The sequence below is a fragment of the Algoriphagus sp. AK58 genome (genome assembly GCF_014324365.1).
In the GTDB taxonomy this organism is placed as follows: Bacteria; Bacteroidota; Bacteroidia; order Cytophagales; family Cyclobacteriaceae; genus Algoriphagus.
The window spans coordinates 156793-170815 of record NZ_QEIG01000002.1; the positions used below are offsets into that span (position 1 = coordinate 156793).

Annotated in this window: 9 protein-coding genes; 5 read left to right on the forward strand and 4 right to left on the reverse strand. The window is 43.0% G+C overall.

Features of this window, described 5'->3' with window-relative positions; translation table 11 throughout:
* Nucleotides 1-93 precede the first annotated feature (93 nt).
* Nucleotides 94-1464, forward strand: a complete 1371-nt coding sequence (locus DDT91_RS01790) for an exopolysaccharide biosynthesis polyprenyl glycosylphosphotransferase (RefSeq protein WP_187174407.1) — start codon at nucleotides 94-96, stop codon at nucleotides 1462-1464.
* Nucleotides 1465-1690: 226 nt separating this feature from the next.
* Here the strand turns inward: DDT91_RS01790 and DDT91_RS01795 are convergent, their stop codons facing one another.
* Complete coding sequence (locus tag DDT91_RS01795; RefSeq protein WP_187174408.1) at nucleotides 1691-2605, reverse strand: universal stress protein; 915 nt, start codon at nucleotides 2603-2605, stop codon at nucleotides 1691-1693.
* A gap of 241 nt (nucleotides 2606-2846) precedes the next feature.
* On the opposite strand from DDT91_RS01795, the gene DDT91_RS01800 reads away from it, so the two are divergent.
* The 4 genes from DDT91_RS01800 (at nucleotide 2847) to DDT91_RS01815 (ending at nucleotide 9016) form a co-directional block, all read left to right on the forward strand.
* Nucleotides 2847-3392, forward strand: a complete 546-nt coding sequence (locus DDT91_RS01800; protein WP_255501994.1) for a 2'-5' RNA ligase family protein — start codon at nucleotides 2847-2849, stop codon at nucleotides 3390-3392.
* 490 nt (nucleotides 3393-3882) lie between these two features.
* Nucleotides 3883-6957 (forward strand): TonB-dependent receptor, encoded by a 3075-nt coding sequence (locus DDT91_RS01805; protein WP_187174409.1) that lies wholly within the window; start codon nucleotides 3883-3885, stop codon nucleotides 6955-6957.
* A gap of 25 nt (nucleotides 6958-6982) precedes the next feature.
* Nucleotides 6983-8527, forward strand: coding sequence for a RagB/SusD family nutrient uptake outer membrane protein (locus DDT91_RS01810; protein ID WP_255501995.1), 1545 nt, complete (start codon nucleotides 6983-6985; stop codon nucleotides 8525-8527).
* A gap of 174 nt (nucleotides 8528-8701) precedes the next feature.
* Nucleotides 8702-9016 carry a DUF202 domain-containing protein gene (locus DDT91_RS01815; RefSeq protein ID WP_187174410.1) on the forward strand — a complete coding sequence of 105 codons (315 nt, stop codon included), beginning with the start codon at nucleotides 8702-8704 and terminating at the stop codon, nucleotides 9014-9016.
* Between the two features lie 131 nt (nucleotides 9017-9147).
* On the opposite strand, the gene DDT91_RS01820 is transcribed toward DDT91_RS01815, so the two are convergent.
* From DDT91_RS01820 to DDT91_RS01830, 3 genes are all read right to left on the reverse strand, one after another.
* On the reverse strand, nucleotides 9148-10119 hold the full coding sequence (locus tag DDT91_RS01820; RefSeq protein ID WP_187174411.1) for a hypothetical protein: 972 nt from the start codon (nucleotides 10117-10119) through the stop codon (nucleotides 9148-9150).
* 348 nt (nucleotides 10120-10467) lie between these two features.
* The gene (locus tag DDT91_RS01825; protein ID WP_187174412.1) at nucleotides 10468-12051 is read right to left on the reverse strand and encodes a S8 family serine peptidase; all 1584 of its coding nucleotides are present in this window, start codon (nucleotides 12049-12051) and stop codon (nucleotides 10468-10470) included.
* Nucleotides 12052-12818: 767 nt separating this feature from the next.
* Nucleotides 12819-13787 (reverse strand): hypothetical protein, encoded by a 969-nt coding sequence (locus DDT91_RS01830; protein ID WP_187174413.1) that lies wholly within the window; start codon nucleotides 13785-13787, stop codon nucleotides 12819-12821.
* Between the last annotated feature and the right edge of the window lie 236 nt (nucleotides 13788-14023).

The following is a 14023-nucleotide window of genomic DNA, read 5'->3' on the forward strand; positions in this document are numbered from 1 at the left end:
CTTTCTTAATTTTATCGCGCAATTCTGTTTGGGAATTTCTGATTTGTCGGGTTTTTGCTTTGACCAGAAAGGTTCTAGTACTTGCAAATTTTTATGAAGAGAAGATTTGATACTTATTTCCCTTGGCTGTTTACATCCAGCGATTTTTTAGCGTCCCTGTTGTCTTTGGGTGTGGCCGATTTGGCCATGCAGAGACTGGGTGTGTTTGATGGAGTGGAGTTTTCAGCTTTTTTGCCGCTAGGTATACTTTGGTTATTGATCTCTTCGCTCAGAAAAGACTATAAAATAGGTCGTACCGATGAATACGATCAAACTTTAAAAAGTCTGGCGCTGACACTGTTATGGTTTTTGGGTGCGACAGCGATTCTGTGGACACCCCTCCAAACAGGAACCTACCGCTGGATTCAGATTGTTTGCCTTGGCCTCACGTTGGGGATTTTGATGGGTATTTTCCGTGTGGGGGTCCACATGATGCTCCGTCGGTATCGGGCAAAAGGAAATAACTACCGCAATGCGGTAATCCTTGGTAAAGGTGGCACCAGTCCCAAGCTGGCCGATGTATTCAGGATCAGAAAGGATTTTGGAATCAATTTTCTTGGCTACTTTGATGATCAGGCAGACTGCCATCAGACAAGAGGAGGAATAGGGGCTTTTTTTGAGGAAGCGCCCAAATTAGACTTGGACCTCATTTATATTCATGAGCAGCTGGACTCCAACTTGGTCAAGCGGATCATCAACTATGCCGATGAGCATTACATCAAAGTGAAAATGATTCCCGGAAGGAGTCTTCAACTGGAGAAGAACCTCTCATTTTCCCGTTATGGTGATTTTTTTGTCATCAATGTCAATGAAATACCACTGGATAATCCGGTTAACAGTATTGCAAAACGTCTTTTTGATGTGGTATTTGCGGGTTTGGTTACCGTATTTGTTTTATCATGGCTGATTCCTTTGGTGGGCATTCTGATCAAGTTAGAATCCAAAGGACCTGTATTTTTCATCCAAAAAAGGAATGGGATCAATAATCGGGTTTTCAATTGTCTCAAGTTCAGATCCATGACTCCCAATGATTATGCAGACACGCTTCAGGCTACTAAAAATGATCCGAGAGTGACCCGAATTGGGGCATTTTTGAGAAACTCTTCACTAGATGAAATGCCACAGTTTCTCAATGTGCTTATGGGTGATATGTCTATCGTGGGGCCCCGGCCTCATACTATCCCGATGAATGAGACCTTCAAAACCCAAATCGAACGGTATAATTCCAGACATAAAATCAAACCTGGAATCACTGGACTGGCACAGGTAAGAGGATATCGAGGAGAAATTGAGAATCCATATCAAATCCGGTCACGAGTTAGGCTGGACTATTTTTACATCAACAACTGGTCTTTCCTGCTGGATATGGAGATCATGATCAAGACGGTTTACGAATTGGTCTTTAATCGGGAGAATGCCTATTAAATGCTTGTTAATTAATTTGATTTACGCTTTTCTGCCAGTGGACGAAGATTAATCTGAATTTGGGCTGGGAGACCGATGACGGAAGACCGAAGAATTCAAAAATTTAGGACTTACTTTTTAATCTCAGACAATTAAGTACACCATCCTTTGTTCTTTTGTTCCAAAAAAAACCCTCCTGAAACTTCAAGAGGGCTTTAAGGTTGGGGGGATATGCAATTTGGTCGACTTAGATTTTAAACAGGGCATCAAAGAAGCCCATGGTCTCTCCTTTTTTCTTGAAAATCAGCATGGGTAACAGTTTATTCGTGCTGATAAGTTTTTCAGCAGTACTACCGAGCAGGATGGCCGCCGACTTGGTTCGTCCTCTTGAACCCAATAGGATTACATCTGCTTCTATTTTTTTGGCAAACTCTGTGATCTGAACTCCGATATTTCTCCCATCATTTAAGAGCATTTCGCATTCCATGTCCGTTTTTTCATGCTTACTGACGAATTTCTGGAAATCTTTCCGTGCATTCTCTTTCATGATTTCTGAGAATTCCTCAAAGCTTTTACCTGTTTTAGAATAGCCTGTGGGAACCTCGTACACGTGAAGTGGGATCAATTCCGCTCCTATGCTTCCCGCAATTCTTTCGGCGAATTCATAAAACATGTGGTTATGGGTGGAAAAATCTGTCAGCATCAGGATTTTCTTGGGTAGCTTGACGGGACGTTTTTCTTGGAGCAAAAGGATCGAGCAAGGTGCTTTTTTGGCTACTCCATCAGCCAGAACACCATTCCCTGGCAGTTCCTCTTTTCTTCCCATGATAATCAGATCCACATCCTTCAGTTTAGCCCATCTCAGGAACGTATCCAAGGGGTGACTTCCCTCCTCCACGAAGGCCTCGACTTCCACATCGGTAGGGAAAGAATACTCCTTCAACTTATTGTGGATTAAGGCTTCAATAGATTCATCGGTTGGGGCAACCAAGTCTGGGTATTGGCTGACGATTTCCTGAGGAATTTCAAGGTTTTTGGCCACGTGTACGAAATAGCATTTTTCGATACCGAGAAATTTGGAAAGTGCAGCGACTTTCTTGATCAGGATATCATCCATCTCGGTGAGGTCCAGGCCCACCATGACCTTAGAAAAGTACTTCATAGTTTGGGATTTAAATCTGCCATAAGTTAAAGGATAGATCGGGTAAATCGAATAGTTTTTTGCGATTTAGACCTATCAATTTGATTTCGGGTAAATTTGAAGGGCTGAAATTGAGCCTACCTAAAAAAGACAGGCAATTGCCAAGCTTAAGTGAGTAAAAGGATTACTACTCACCGGCCTGTCCTCGGAAGGACTAAATTCCATTTGACCTTTGGAAAACTATGATAAGCACATGAAAGTCATGCAAAAATATTTTTTGGCTTTGGTTCCGCCTGATCCGATTTTGTCCAAGTCCAACCATATCAAGGAGATGATCAAACAGCATCACCATGTCAAGTATGCGCTGAAATCTCCTCCCCATATCACGCTTAAAATGCCATTTAATTACAATGAGGCCAAAGAAGACTATTTAGCTCATCAACTTTCTCTTTTTTTATTGGAGCAAAAACCCTTTCCGGTACATATTTCCGGAATAGGAACTTTTGGAAGAAGGGTGATTTTTCAGGATATACTTCCCAATGAATCCCTCAGAAATCTTCAGGAAAACCTAAAAATCTTTTGCAAGAAAACACTTCATCTCGTAGATGAATTGAGTGATCGCAACTTCTATCCTCACATGACTTTGGCCTTTAAGGATCTTAAGCCGGGCAAGTTTGACGAGGTGCTGAGTTTGTGTCAAGAGCTTCAATTTTCTGCAGAATTTTCTGCTGAAAAACTGACACTTCTCAAACGGGAAGAAGGAAGGTGGAAAATTCTTAGGCAACTTCCATTTCAGGGGAAAGTTTGAAAAAGAACATAAAATTTTCACCACTCGGGTGAAAAAAACAGGTTTTTATCAAAAAAAATCGCTTTGAAGGAAATTTGGAGTAATTCCATTTTTGTGTCTAAAGATTTTGAAACCTATGGTTCTAATTTTCCTTCCTTCCAAACATTTATTGGTTTTTTAAGAAATCATTAAAAAATTATGAATAAAAAATTCAAAATAGCTTGATTCCTCAGGGTAGGTCAACCTGTTTTAATTTTATCATTTAGAATAAAAAATATGCAAATAGAAAGAATAAAGAATTTTCTCCTGATTTTTGTTATAGATACTTACTTTAAGTCCTGATAAATTGATTTTTGAGCGGTTATAAAGTATAAAATTCTATAAATTATATTTTTTACCATATAATATTTTAAACTGGGTTGTTTCCATACACTTTTTAGGGTTTGTTTCCTTTCTTCATTTAGACACATATTCGCTACTTGAAATGTTAAAAAGTCTAAATCATCGACCTATGAAGAAAGTTTTATTAGGTTTTGCATTGAGTTTCCTGACCATTGTGTCAGTGCTTGCGCAAACTAAAACGATCACCGGTAGGGTCACTTCTTCCGAAGAACCGGAAGGCGTTCCCGGAGCCAGTGTAGTGGTAAAAGGTACTACGCAAGGGACGGTTACCAACTTGGATGGATCTTATTCCATCACGGTATCCTCTGATGCCAATGTCCTTGTATTCAGTTTTGTGGGTTATCTCACTAAGGAAGTAACTGTCGGTTCGTCGACTGTCATTAACGTGCAGCTTGATCCGGATGTGAAACTGCTGAACGAAGTGGTAGTGACCGGTTACGGTACTCAAGAAAGAAGGGAAATCACCGGTTCGGTGGCATCTATCAACAATGGTGCTATTGAAAACCTGGTAGCCCCATCTTTTGATTCTCAATTGGCTGGTAGAGCAGCAGGTGTGTCTGTGACGGTTCCAGGTGGTATCTTGGGTACTAGACCAATCATCCGTATCCGTGGGGTAAACTCCCTTTCAGGTGGTGCTGATCCTTTGATCGTAATCGACGGTGTACCTGTGGTAGACTCTGATCGTTCAGGTGCAGTAGCTTCTAACCCATTGGCGAATATCAACCCAGCGGACATTCAGTCTTACGAGGTGTTGAAGGATGGTTCTGCGACAGCGATCTACGGTTCCAGAGCTGCAAATGGGGTGATCTTGATTACTACCAAAAGAGGACAAACCGGAAAAGCTCAAGTGAATTACAACACCAGTTTTGGTGTGAATGAAGCGGTAGCCCAGTTTGATTTGCTTACAGGTGATGAGTGGGTTACGATTGCCAATGAAAAAAGAGCAAACGTGAATGCTTCTCCTTTGGCAAATCCGGGTGTAAATACGGATTGGCAAGATGCTGTGTTGAGATCTGGTAACACTCAGCAGCACAACCTCTCTATTTCAGGTGGTTCTGAAGCAACCAAGTATTTCTTCTCCCTAGGTTTTACTGACCAGGAGTCTGTAGTAAAAACCAACGACCTGAAGAGATATGCTTTCAGAGCCAACATCGATCATTCCATCTCCAAAAAAGTAAGAATCGGAAATAGCCTTTCTTATGCTTACACAGAGATCACTGGTTTGAACAACGGTGCAAACTCACTTTCAGGTGCTATTTACAACGCGACCAGAGCATTGCCAAACGTGCCTATCTATGATCCAGCTAACACTGCATTTAATGGATTCAACATCACTCCCAATGGTGCAACCACCGGTTTCGGTGCTAACCTTGCCGGTCCTGATAACAACATCCCGAACATTGCTTATGTATTAGCTAATAACTTCTACAGAAACAGAAACCACAGAATCTTGGGTAATGCTTACGCAGAAGTTGACCTAGCAAGAGGTTTGACAGCAAGAACTCAGATCGGTATCGACTTGACGTTGGCTGACGACTTCTCTACACTTAGCCCTAAGCACGGTGATGGAAGAAGCTCCAACGGTTCAGTGACTCAGGCGTTCAACCCTGCTTTCAGATGGAACTGGCAAAATACTTTGAACTATCAGACGATCCTTGCTGAAAACCACAGCATCAACGTGACTGCCGGTGTGGAATATCAGTATACTAATTTCTACAACTTCAGTGCTTCAGGTACAGACTTTTCTGATGAGTTCTTCAGATTGAGAAACTTGATCTCTAACTCCTACAACAACCAGTTCTCTGGTGGTGGATTTCAAGAGCAAGGATTTGATTCTTACTTTGCAAGATTCAACTATGGTTACAAAGGCAAATACTTGTTGTCTTTCGCGGTAAGAAATGACGGTATTTCTCAGCTTGCTTCAGAAAACAGAAGAGGTACTTTCCCAGGTGGATCTATCGGTTGGAGAGTTTCTGACGAGTCTTTCTTCACTTCTTCCCTGATCAGCGACTTAAAAGTAAGAGCTTCTTATGCAGAAGTAGGTAACGTAAGCTTACCAGGTGGTTCTTTCCCTTATGCAGGTGGTTTTGGTCCGGTACAGGCTGCAGCCGGTGCGGGTATCGGTTACACCAACGTGGCTAACGTGGCTTTGCAGTGGGAAACTTCCAAGAAGTTTAACGTAGGTTTGGATATGACGCTAGGTAAGGTGACCCTTTCTGCGGACTACTTTAAAAACAACGTAGACGGTATCGTATTGAATGCGCCTACCGCTCCTTCTTTGGGTATTCCAAACAACACCATCAGCCAAAACGTAGGTGCGATGTTTAACCAAGGGGTTGAATTGCGTGTGGCATCCAATGTGATCAACAATGGTAAATTCTCTTGGAACACTGATTTCAACTTCACTTGGATCCAAAATGAAGTAACCAACCTGGTACAGCCATTGACCGGTACTTACAACAGAACGGAAGTAGGTGGTCCAATCGCGCAGTTGTACGGCTTCAAGTGGGCTGGTGTGAACCCTGCTAACGGTAATGCCATGTACTACAGCGGTGAAAATATCGTTCAGTTGGTTGGTGCAGCTACTTGGAGAGCATTTGATCCTGCTAATCCTGCTAACACTGCAACAGCTGGTGCCGCTCCAACTCAGTTCTTCCTTGGAAACACACTTCCTAAATATCAGGGTGGTTGGTCCAACAACTTTACCTACGGCAATTTTGATGCTGAAATCTTCGTGAGATATTCAGGTGGTAATTACATCATGAACGAGACTTTAAGAGGTTTGCTTGGTCTTGGATTCTCCAACAACCACAGAGAAATTCTTAACAGATGGACTGAAAGCGGTCAGGTAACAGACGTACCTAGACTTTACGCAGGCCGTGATGCCAACACTTGGCAGACTTCAGCTTCCAACAGCAGATTTGTGGAAAAAGGTGATTTCGTAAGAATTCAGAATATCGTGGTAGGTTATAGAGTACCTTCCGCTACCCTGAACAATGCGTTCAACGGTGCAATCAGATCAGCGAGATTCTTCGCTCAGGTTCAGAACCCATTGATCTTCACCAAATATTCCGGAATTGATCCTGAATCTAATCAGTTTGGCGGTCAGTTGAACTTCGGTATCGACTGGAACGTGGCTCCTATCATCAGAACCTGGTCTGTGGGCTTAAATGTTGGATTCTAATTTTCAATCCTAAAATCGATCAACAATGAAATCAATATTTTCAAATAAAGTAAAGTCAGTATTAGTGGCTTTGGCAATGGTAGGAGTGACTACCTCTTGCGAAGTGACTGATCTGCAGCCGGCCAATATCATTCCTGATGCAGAGGCATTTGCTGATGCCAATCGAGTGAACGCGGCAGTCTTGGGTATCTATGAAGCCGCTCAGCGCGGATTCTACCTGGGTGCCGTGCAAAGAGGCTATCCTTTCGGGGCGGCTTCTGTTCAGCAAGGTGATATGAGAGGTGAAGATATGTACAACGACCAGTTGTTTTATGAAGTCACCTATATCAATGGTTTTAATCCCCAGACTGCCAACAACAACGGTCAGTGGATAGCACTTTACAGAATGATCAACCGTGCTAACATCGTCATCGAAAACTTGGACGGTGCAGTAGCCAGCGGGGCCATCACGGCTGCGACCAGAGATCAGTACATGGGTGAGGCGCTTTTCTTGAGAGCTTTGGCGCACCATGAATTGGTGGTTTACTTCTCTAGACCCTATTCTGATAATCCATCCGCACCAGGTATCCCTTACAGAACCTTCGCGATCAACGATGTGTCTAAAGTAGGTCCAGGTGAAGCTGTTGGAAGAGGTACGGTACAGAGCGTATATGATCAGCTTTTGGCTGATTTGAACCAAGCTGAAGGCCTTATGGGCAATGGTTCTAGTCCTTTCCGTGCAAACAAAGGTGCTGCTATCGCATTGAAAGCCAGAGTACTTCTACACATGGAAAGATGGGCTGACGTGATCACTGAATTCAACAAAATCTCCAGCCGGTATGCGGTGACTGCCAATCCTTTGGCACCATTCAGAAGCGGTGGTACTAGTACAGACAACGTTTTCTCTTTCCAGAATACACAGGCTTCCAACCCTGGTGTAAACGGTGCACTTGCCAATATGTATGGCAATCCTAACTTGGGTGCTCGTGGTCTGGTGAAAATCAGCCCCTTGATCTGGAGAGCTACTTGGTGGCATCCGGAAGATCTCAGAAGAAGCGTAAGAGGTGCAACAGATGGTTTTGTAAGCCAAGGCCCTCTGGGAATCTTCACCAACAAATACACAGATGCGGTGACCTTCTCTGATCCTTCTATCGTGCTCCGTTTTGCTGAAATCGTTCTTGCAGCTGCTGAAGCTAACGCAAGATTGGGCAACACCCAAGCTGCAGTGACCTTGCTTAACTCTGTAAGAAGCCGTGCGCTTCCTGCTTCAGTGCCTGCGTATACTGCTGCTGATTTTGCCAATACCGATGCCCTGATTGACGCCATCATCAGAGAGACCAGAATCGAATTCCTTGCAGAAGGAAGAAGATTCCCTAACATCCACCGTTTGGCAGGTGAAGGCAGAATGGCAGGTATTCCTCCTAAGGCTACTTCCAGATCCATCACGGGGTTGAACTTCTACACCACCAATGTGAACATCCCTACGGATCATTCCTTGCCATACTCAAGCCATTTGTTTATCTGGCCTATTCCATTGGAAGAAATCTTGACCAATTCTTCTGCCCCAATCGAGCAGAATCCTGGATATTAATTCTCATATAAGGTTATAAGTATAAAAGTCCGGCTCCTATGGGTCGGACTTTTTTATTGCCTTATTGGAGTGATGAAGACCTGACAGGTTTTTAAAACCTGTCAGGTCTTTGGTCTATCGTTTCCTTTGTAATTTTACCGAAGCCGATTCAACCCCACCTTACATTCCGATTCCATGTCCAAGCTCGAAAAATCCATTAACCGTGATCTTATTCTAAGAGAAAATCTTGCGCTACAGCGAACGATTCTCGCCAATCAGACGACTTTTTTATCGTTTCTCAGAACCTCCATGTACTTTTTGGTGGCAGGACTGAGTATCAAAAATCTCCTGCAGGTAGAGGGAAGCATCTATTATCAGGTGCTTTTTTATTCCATTTCTGTAGCAATATTAATTTTCGGTACGGTCAATTACCTCCGCCATAAGCGCAAAATCGAGGAGAGCAAAATCCACGTGGGAAATTACAAGCTGGAATATGAAAAGGAAGGGTGACTCGCTTTGAAGAGTGTGTTGTGCCTCATTTGGATTCTTTTTAATTTTTGAAAGGATTGCAATTCCCGAAAAGCGGGCAAAAAAATCCCCCGAAGAGGGTCTCGGGGGACTAATTACCGGAAAGTGGTTGTTTATCTTTTACAAGGAACCACAATATTGGGAAGTGAACCTTTGACACTATAGTCTAGATTAATTCCTTCATCCCAGCTTGGCTTAACTTTGAAGTCGGTCCAGAGATTTGCGTTTTTCATCCCTTTTCCACAAGCGGGGTCCAATTCTACGGTCCACTGATAGGTCTCACAGTTTGTAAGGTCCATCACCATCTGTCGGGTAGCCCCGTTTACAGTCCAATTTTCAAGACCGACTCCAACGATTGCCTGAGGAAATGTAAATGTCAGGTGAGCATCTTCCATAATTTGGTAGGGCGTGTAGTAGAACGTATAAGTGCCGTCACCATTACTCTCGTAAGTGAATTCCTCCTCACAGCAATAAACGTAAGCACCGTAGCCAATACCGCTGTAAGTTAGAGGAGGGCCGCCACCCCAGATTTTGATACTTTCCAGCGTATACTCACAGGCTTCATAACCTTTCGGTAAATCGAAATACAGATAGACGGGTTGTCCGGCATGAATTCCGTCTCCAGGATCATATTGGTATTTTGTACCATTAACAAAATATTCAAATCGCCTCATAGTCCTGTTGCTGGTTAATTTGGCAATTATTCTTTCCGGAGTATTCCATATTTCGAAATTGACGGTTTTTAAGATTGGACCATCACCCTCTTCATGGCCTTCTCCTTCGTCATGTCCTCCCTCTTCACCTTCCTCATGTCCTTCGTCTTCTCCAGGCATAAATTCCCTAGTGATGGAATTGATTAGGAGTTGCCGTTCTGAAATACATCCGTCCCCACAATCCGCTAATTCTAACATAGCGTTGGGGTTGGCCACATCCCCCAAAGGAGTCAAGATAAACCCTTCCCGATTTGCCTGAGCCTGATCGAGTCCCATATCTGCCTGCTCATAGGTAGCCGTTTGGCTGCAGGCTCCTAAAATCAGCCCTGAGATCACTAATCCCAATAAGCCAGAATTGAACACCTTTTTCATAATCTTTCAGTTGTAAGGTTTTATGTATCAAGGTATTTAATTCATTTTCTTTGCCTGGTTCCATTGATCAATCATCGATGTGATTTTCATCAGGGAAAATGCACCAGGGTAGAAAAAAATGGAATAGATGTAGGGGCTCCGAGTCTGGCAAATGAAATCCGGTATGGAGGATTATCTGAACCCTTAATTGTTTAACTCTTCAGGATTAATCATCCTTTTTCCGGATTACAAATCCCGATGAGCTGGTTGGAACCGGGTCTAGAATAAAAAAGCCTCCGGTTTTGCTCCGGAGGCTCCTATGAAATTAAAGATCAAAAGTCGGTTTCCCTTACGATTCGAGTTTAGGAATTAATTCAATCCTACGGCCTTGGCAGCATTGACAAAGCCATGTCCGTAGATTTCATCCTGACCTGGCTTGCCCAAATCGGTAGCGGATTGGATCATTCGGGTCTTCACCTGTGCAGGGGTCATAGATCCTCCATTGGCTTGGATCATCAAGGCCGCTACTCCGGCAGCAGCAGGTGCCGCCATGGAAGTGCCTTGTGCCCATGAGTAGGATGAATTGCTTGTTCCTGTTCCTCTTGAGCAACTTAAGACTTGATCAAATACTGCACAGGTGTTAATAATAGATCTCCTTGTACCAACTAGGCTACAAGGAGAAAAATTGCCTTCAATTACTGCCAATCCTGCATTTCCTCCCGGTGCTGCAAAATCTAGCAGGGATTTCCCATGGTCAGAATAATAAGCAAGCTGAGAGAAATTGGTATTTCCTAATACCCATCCCATAGGTCCGGTAGAGCTGATAGAAAGCACGTGTCTGTTTTCTGCCGGAAGCTTATACAACTCTTTGGCATTATCGTAGTTGGTACCACCATTTCCAGCTGAAGCAATCACGGTCACTCCATTTTGGAATGCAAATAACGTGGCACGGTCATATATTTTTTGGAGATCTCGGAAGGCTTCTCTGAATCCTTCTTCCTGCCAGTTGTTTCGGTAGTCGATGGTAGCGCCTAAGCTCATGTTGATGATCTGAGCACCGGCGCCTCCTTGGGACTGTGGAGTGGCCGCATAAAGGATGCCATCCAAAATCCACTCAAAAGCACCAGAACCTGAATGAAGTGACTTTACTCCGATAATAGTGGCCTTGGGAGCAATACCCACAATGCCTACCCCTGAAGCTGCCACAATTCCTGCCACATGGGTACCGTGCCAGAAGGTGCCTGTATCAAAATTGAAAGGAAAGCCAGGAACAGTAGAAACAGAACTAGCTACGTCAAAATTGGCTACTAAGTCTTGGTGCGTGTTTCGGAAACCACCGTCAATCACAGCCACTCGTACTCCTTCACCGGTAAAGCCATTATCCCAAGCTTTTGGTGCATCGATGGAGGCAGGAGCCCACTGAAATCCGTCGAAAATTGCACTTCTATAATTAAACGGAGTGCCGGACGCCGGAGCCATTCTTGCCGAAACAGCATCTGCAGCCGCTTCGATCATGTTTTCTTCACCAAGGGAAGTTGGCTCCTGAGTGTATTGAAGGACAATATCCGGGGTGATGGATTCGATCCCATTGATGGATTGGGCATTGGTGAAAAAGTCACCTGATCTCGAAACGGCCACTGCCACCCCGATTTCAGGATAGGTTTTTACGATTTCGCCTCCTGCTTGCGCAATACTGCGCGCCAGGTTGGCAGGAAGGTTGGGGCCTTTGCTCAGGATAAAGAATCTCCCGGTGAAATCTCCCTGTCTGAGGTTGGAGAAATCGGTCACTTCGGGAAGTTCGCTGAGATTGAAGCCTCCGAATTTGTTTTTGTTTTCGAGAGCTACTTCGTTTACGGGTTGTTCTACCTGCATCAGGCTGCTCTCACATCCTGCAAACAGTAAACTGGCGGCTACGGCCACCAATGAAAATTTGGGTTTTTTAAACTGCGTCATGTTGGTTTGTTAAAAGTGTGAAAAGGGTTGTGGGGTTAATTTTTGTTGGTGTTTTCTGGTAGGGTTAAGATTTAATTTGGTTTTAAGGGTAACTTTTGATCTGCCAGAAATATAGTTTATAGTTTTCAATTAGTTAATTAAAAGATTTTATAAAGGTATCAACTGCAAATTATGTTTTATAGATGGGCTATTTTCAGCAATTAACTTCGTAAAAGAGGACATTCATTTTGTTTGGCTAGAAGAAGTAGGCTTTTTATCTGAGGGGAAAGAGAGTCGGATCTGGGGCTAAAGCCCCTGTCTGGGATGGATGATCTTTTCGGAACGGGCTAAAGCCACGTTCCTATTCAAAGTCATTAGATCCCTATCGGGTGTAGTAGGGATATGGTCAGGATCCCGTGTAGGGTGAAGTTACAAACTTCACCCAGCGCCCACCTGAACCTAAAAGCTTGAGACGCAATCTAAACTTAGAGGGGGGAATAGGTTTTTCTGATAAATCGGATTTATTAGAAAAACGACGGTGAAGCCGTCGAACCTCTGAATAGCCCTAGGTGTGGTCGGTGAGCGAAGTCGAATTGTAACCTAGGGAAAAATGGATGTTTGTTTGTTCAATTTTGACAACCCCGAGGCGGGTTGAACTTTTCCTAACCTAGTAAAAAGTGAACACCTAAAGATATCCCATAGCCAGAAAAGGAAAAGCATTACCAAAAAGAAAGGCAAAAAAAATCCCCCGAGGTGGTCGGGGGATTCCTAAAAGGTGAGTCAAATGATTAATTATTACATTTAATGGAGATAGGTCCGCCGAGTTGATTACCTTTTCCTTTCACATTGAATACCGTGACTAACATAGCATTTGGATTCTTCTTGTTTTCTTGATCGATATCATCACAGTTTGGAAGGAATCCGATTTTGAAAGTAATAGGAATACATTTGGTAATTACACCATCCCATCTAAGGACATTCTCTTTTTCCTCTCCAAATCCAGTGTATATTTTGCCGTCGAAAGACTTATATCCTAAGATTTGAGGAGTCGTTAACTGGATTTCCCAATTTTCTCCGTTTGGAATGTCCGTATCACTAACTAATGTGAATTCATAAACATGATATCCTTCTCCATCTACTTCTTTAAATACTTTTGTTAGAGAAATTTCACATTCTTCTTCTTCTACTACACACACGGGAACAAGATCATAGGAGGTTTCTATTTTCATATATTGACCTGTTCCTGTACCTGAACTATTTACTCTTCTAATTTCGATCGTTGCATTAACCTCTTGGCATGCTGTCCAATCTTCACCAAAAACTCCTAATGGGATTGAGTAAACTAAAGGTTCTGCAGAAGGAGTGTTGTTGGAGTAAATGTTTGTACCATTAAATGTTACTCTTCTTAAATCTGAACCAGTAGAACTAGTTATGGAATAAACAATGTGGGTTGGGGTATTATAAATCTCAACATTTGCTGATCCTTGGTTGGAAGTGTAATCACCGGATGCAGATTTTTTATACCAAGTTAAAGGGTCTTCCGTGATACAATCAGCAGCGGTTCTATCCTCACATTCTACATATGCCTTAGTATTCTCACCACCCATTCCAAAAGGATCCAACTTGAATCCACCCTTTTCAGCTGCTGCCTGCTCGTTCATCAAGTCAGCTGTCTCATAGGTAGCCGTCTGGCTACAAGCACCTAGAATCAACCCCGCCAGGGCCAATCCCAAAAGATTTGTTTTAAAAGTTCGCATAAACTGTTTGGTTTTTATTTTGTGTCAATATAAATGCATTTCGTTTTAATATAAAAGCATTTCATATAAAAAAGTGAAAAAAAATTTAACAAAACGTACAAAAACCGAAATAAACGGAAGTTTAGGTCTTTTCGCTGTATTTTTTTCATCTAAGTTTATTATCAGGGGATTGCATCGGGCATTGGGAGGAAAACTGGATAGTAACCGGGGAGATATTCCAATTTTTTGAACTCCTT

What these genes read in the sequence shown, in the direction of transcription:
- DDT91_RS01795 (WP_187174408.1), bottom strand. Translation starts at nt 2,605, where the DNA reads ATGAAGTACTTTTCTAAGGTCATGGTGGGCCTGGACCTCACCGAGATG.
- DDT91_RS01800 (WP_255501994.1), top strand. Translation starts at nt 2,847, where the DNA reads ATGCAAAAATATTTTTTGGCTTTGGTTCCGCCTGATCCGATTTTGTCC.
- DDT91_RS01815 (WP_187174410.1), top strand. Translation starts at nt 8,702, where the DNA reads ATGTCCAAGCTCGAAAAATCCATTAACCGTGATCTTATTCTAAGAGAA.
- DDT91_RS01825 (WP_187174412.1), bottom strand. Translation starts at nt 12,051, where the DNA reads ATGACGCAGTTTAAAAAACCCAAATTTTCATTGGTGGCCGTAGCCGCC.
- DDT91_RS01820 (WP_187174411.1), bottom strand. Translation starts at nt 10,119, where the DNA reads ATGAAAAAGGTGTTCAATTCTGGCTTATTGGGATTAGTGATCTCAGGG.
- DDT91_RS01830 (WP_187174413.1), bottom strand. Translation starts at nt 13,787, where the DNA reads ATGCGAACTTTTAAAACAAATCTTTTGGGATTGGCCCTGGCGGGGTTG.
- DDT91_RS01810 (WP_255501995.1), top strand. Translation starts at nt 6,983, where the DNA reads ATGAAATCAATATTTTCAAATAAAGTAAAGTCAGTATTAGTGGCTTTG.
- DDT91_RS01805 (WP_187174409.1), top strand. Translation starts at nt 3,883, where the DNA reads ATGAAGAAAGTTTTATTAGGTTTTGCATTGAGTTTCCTGACCATTGTG.
- DDT91_RS01790 (WP_187174407.1), top strand. Translation starts at nt 94, where the DNA reads ATGAAGAGAAGATTTGATACTTATTTCCCTTGGCTGTTTACATCCAGC.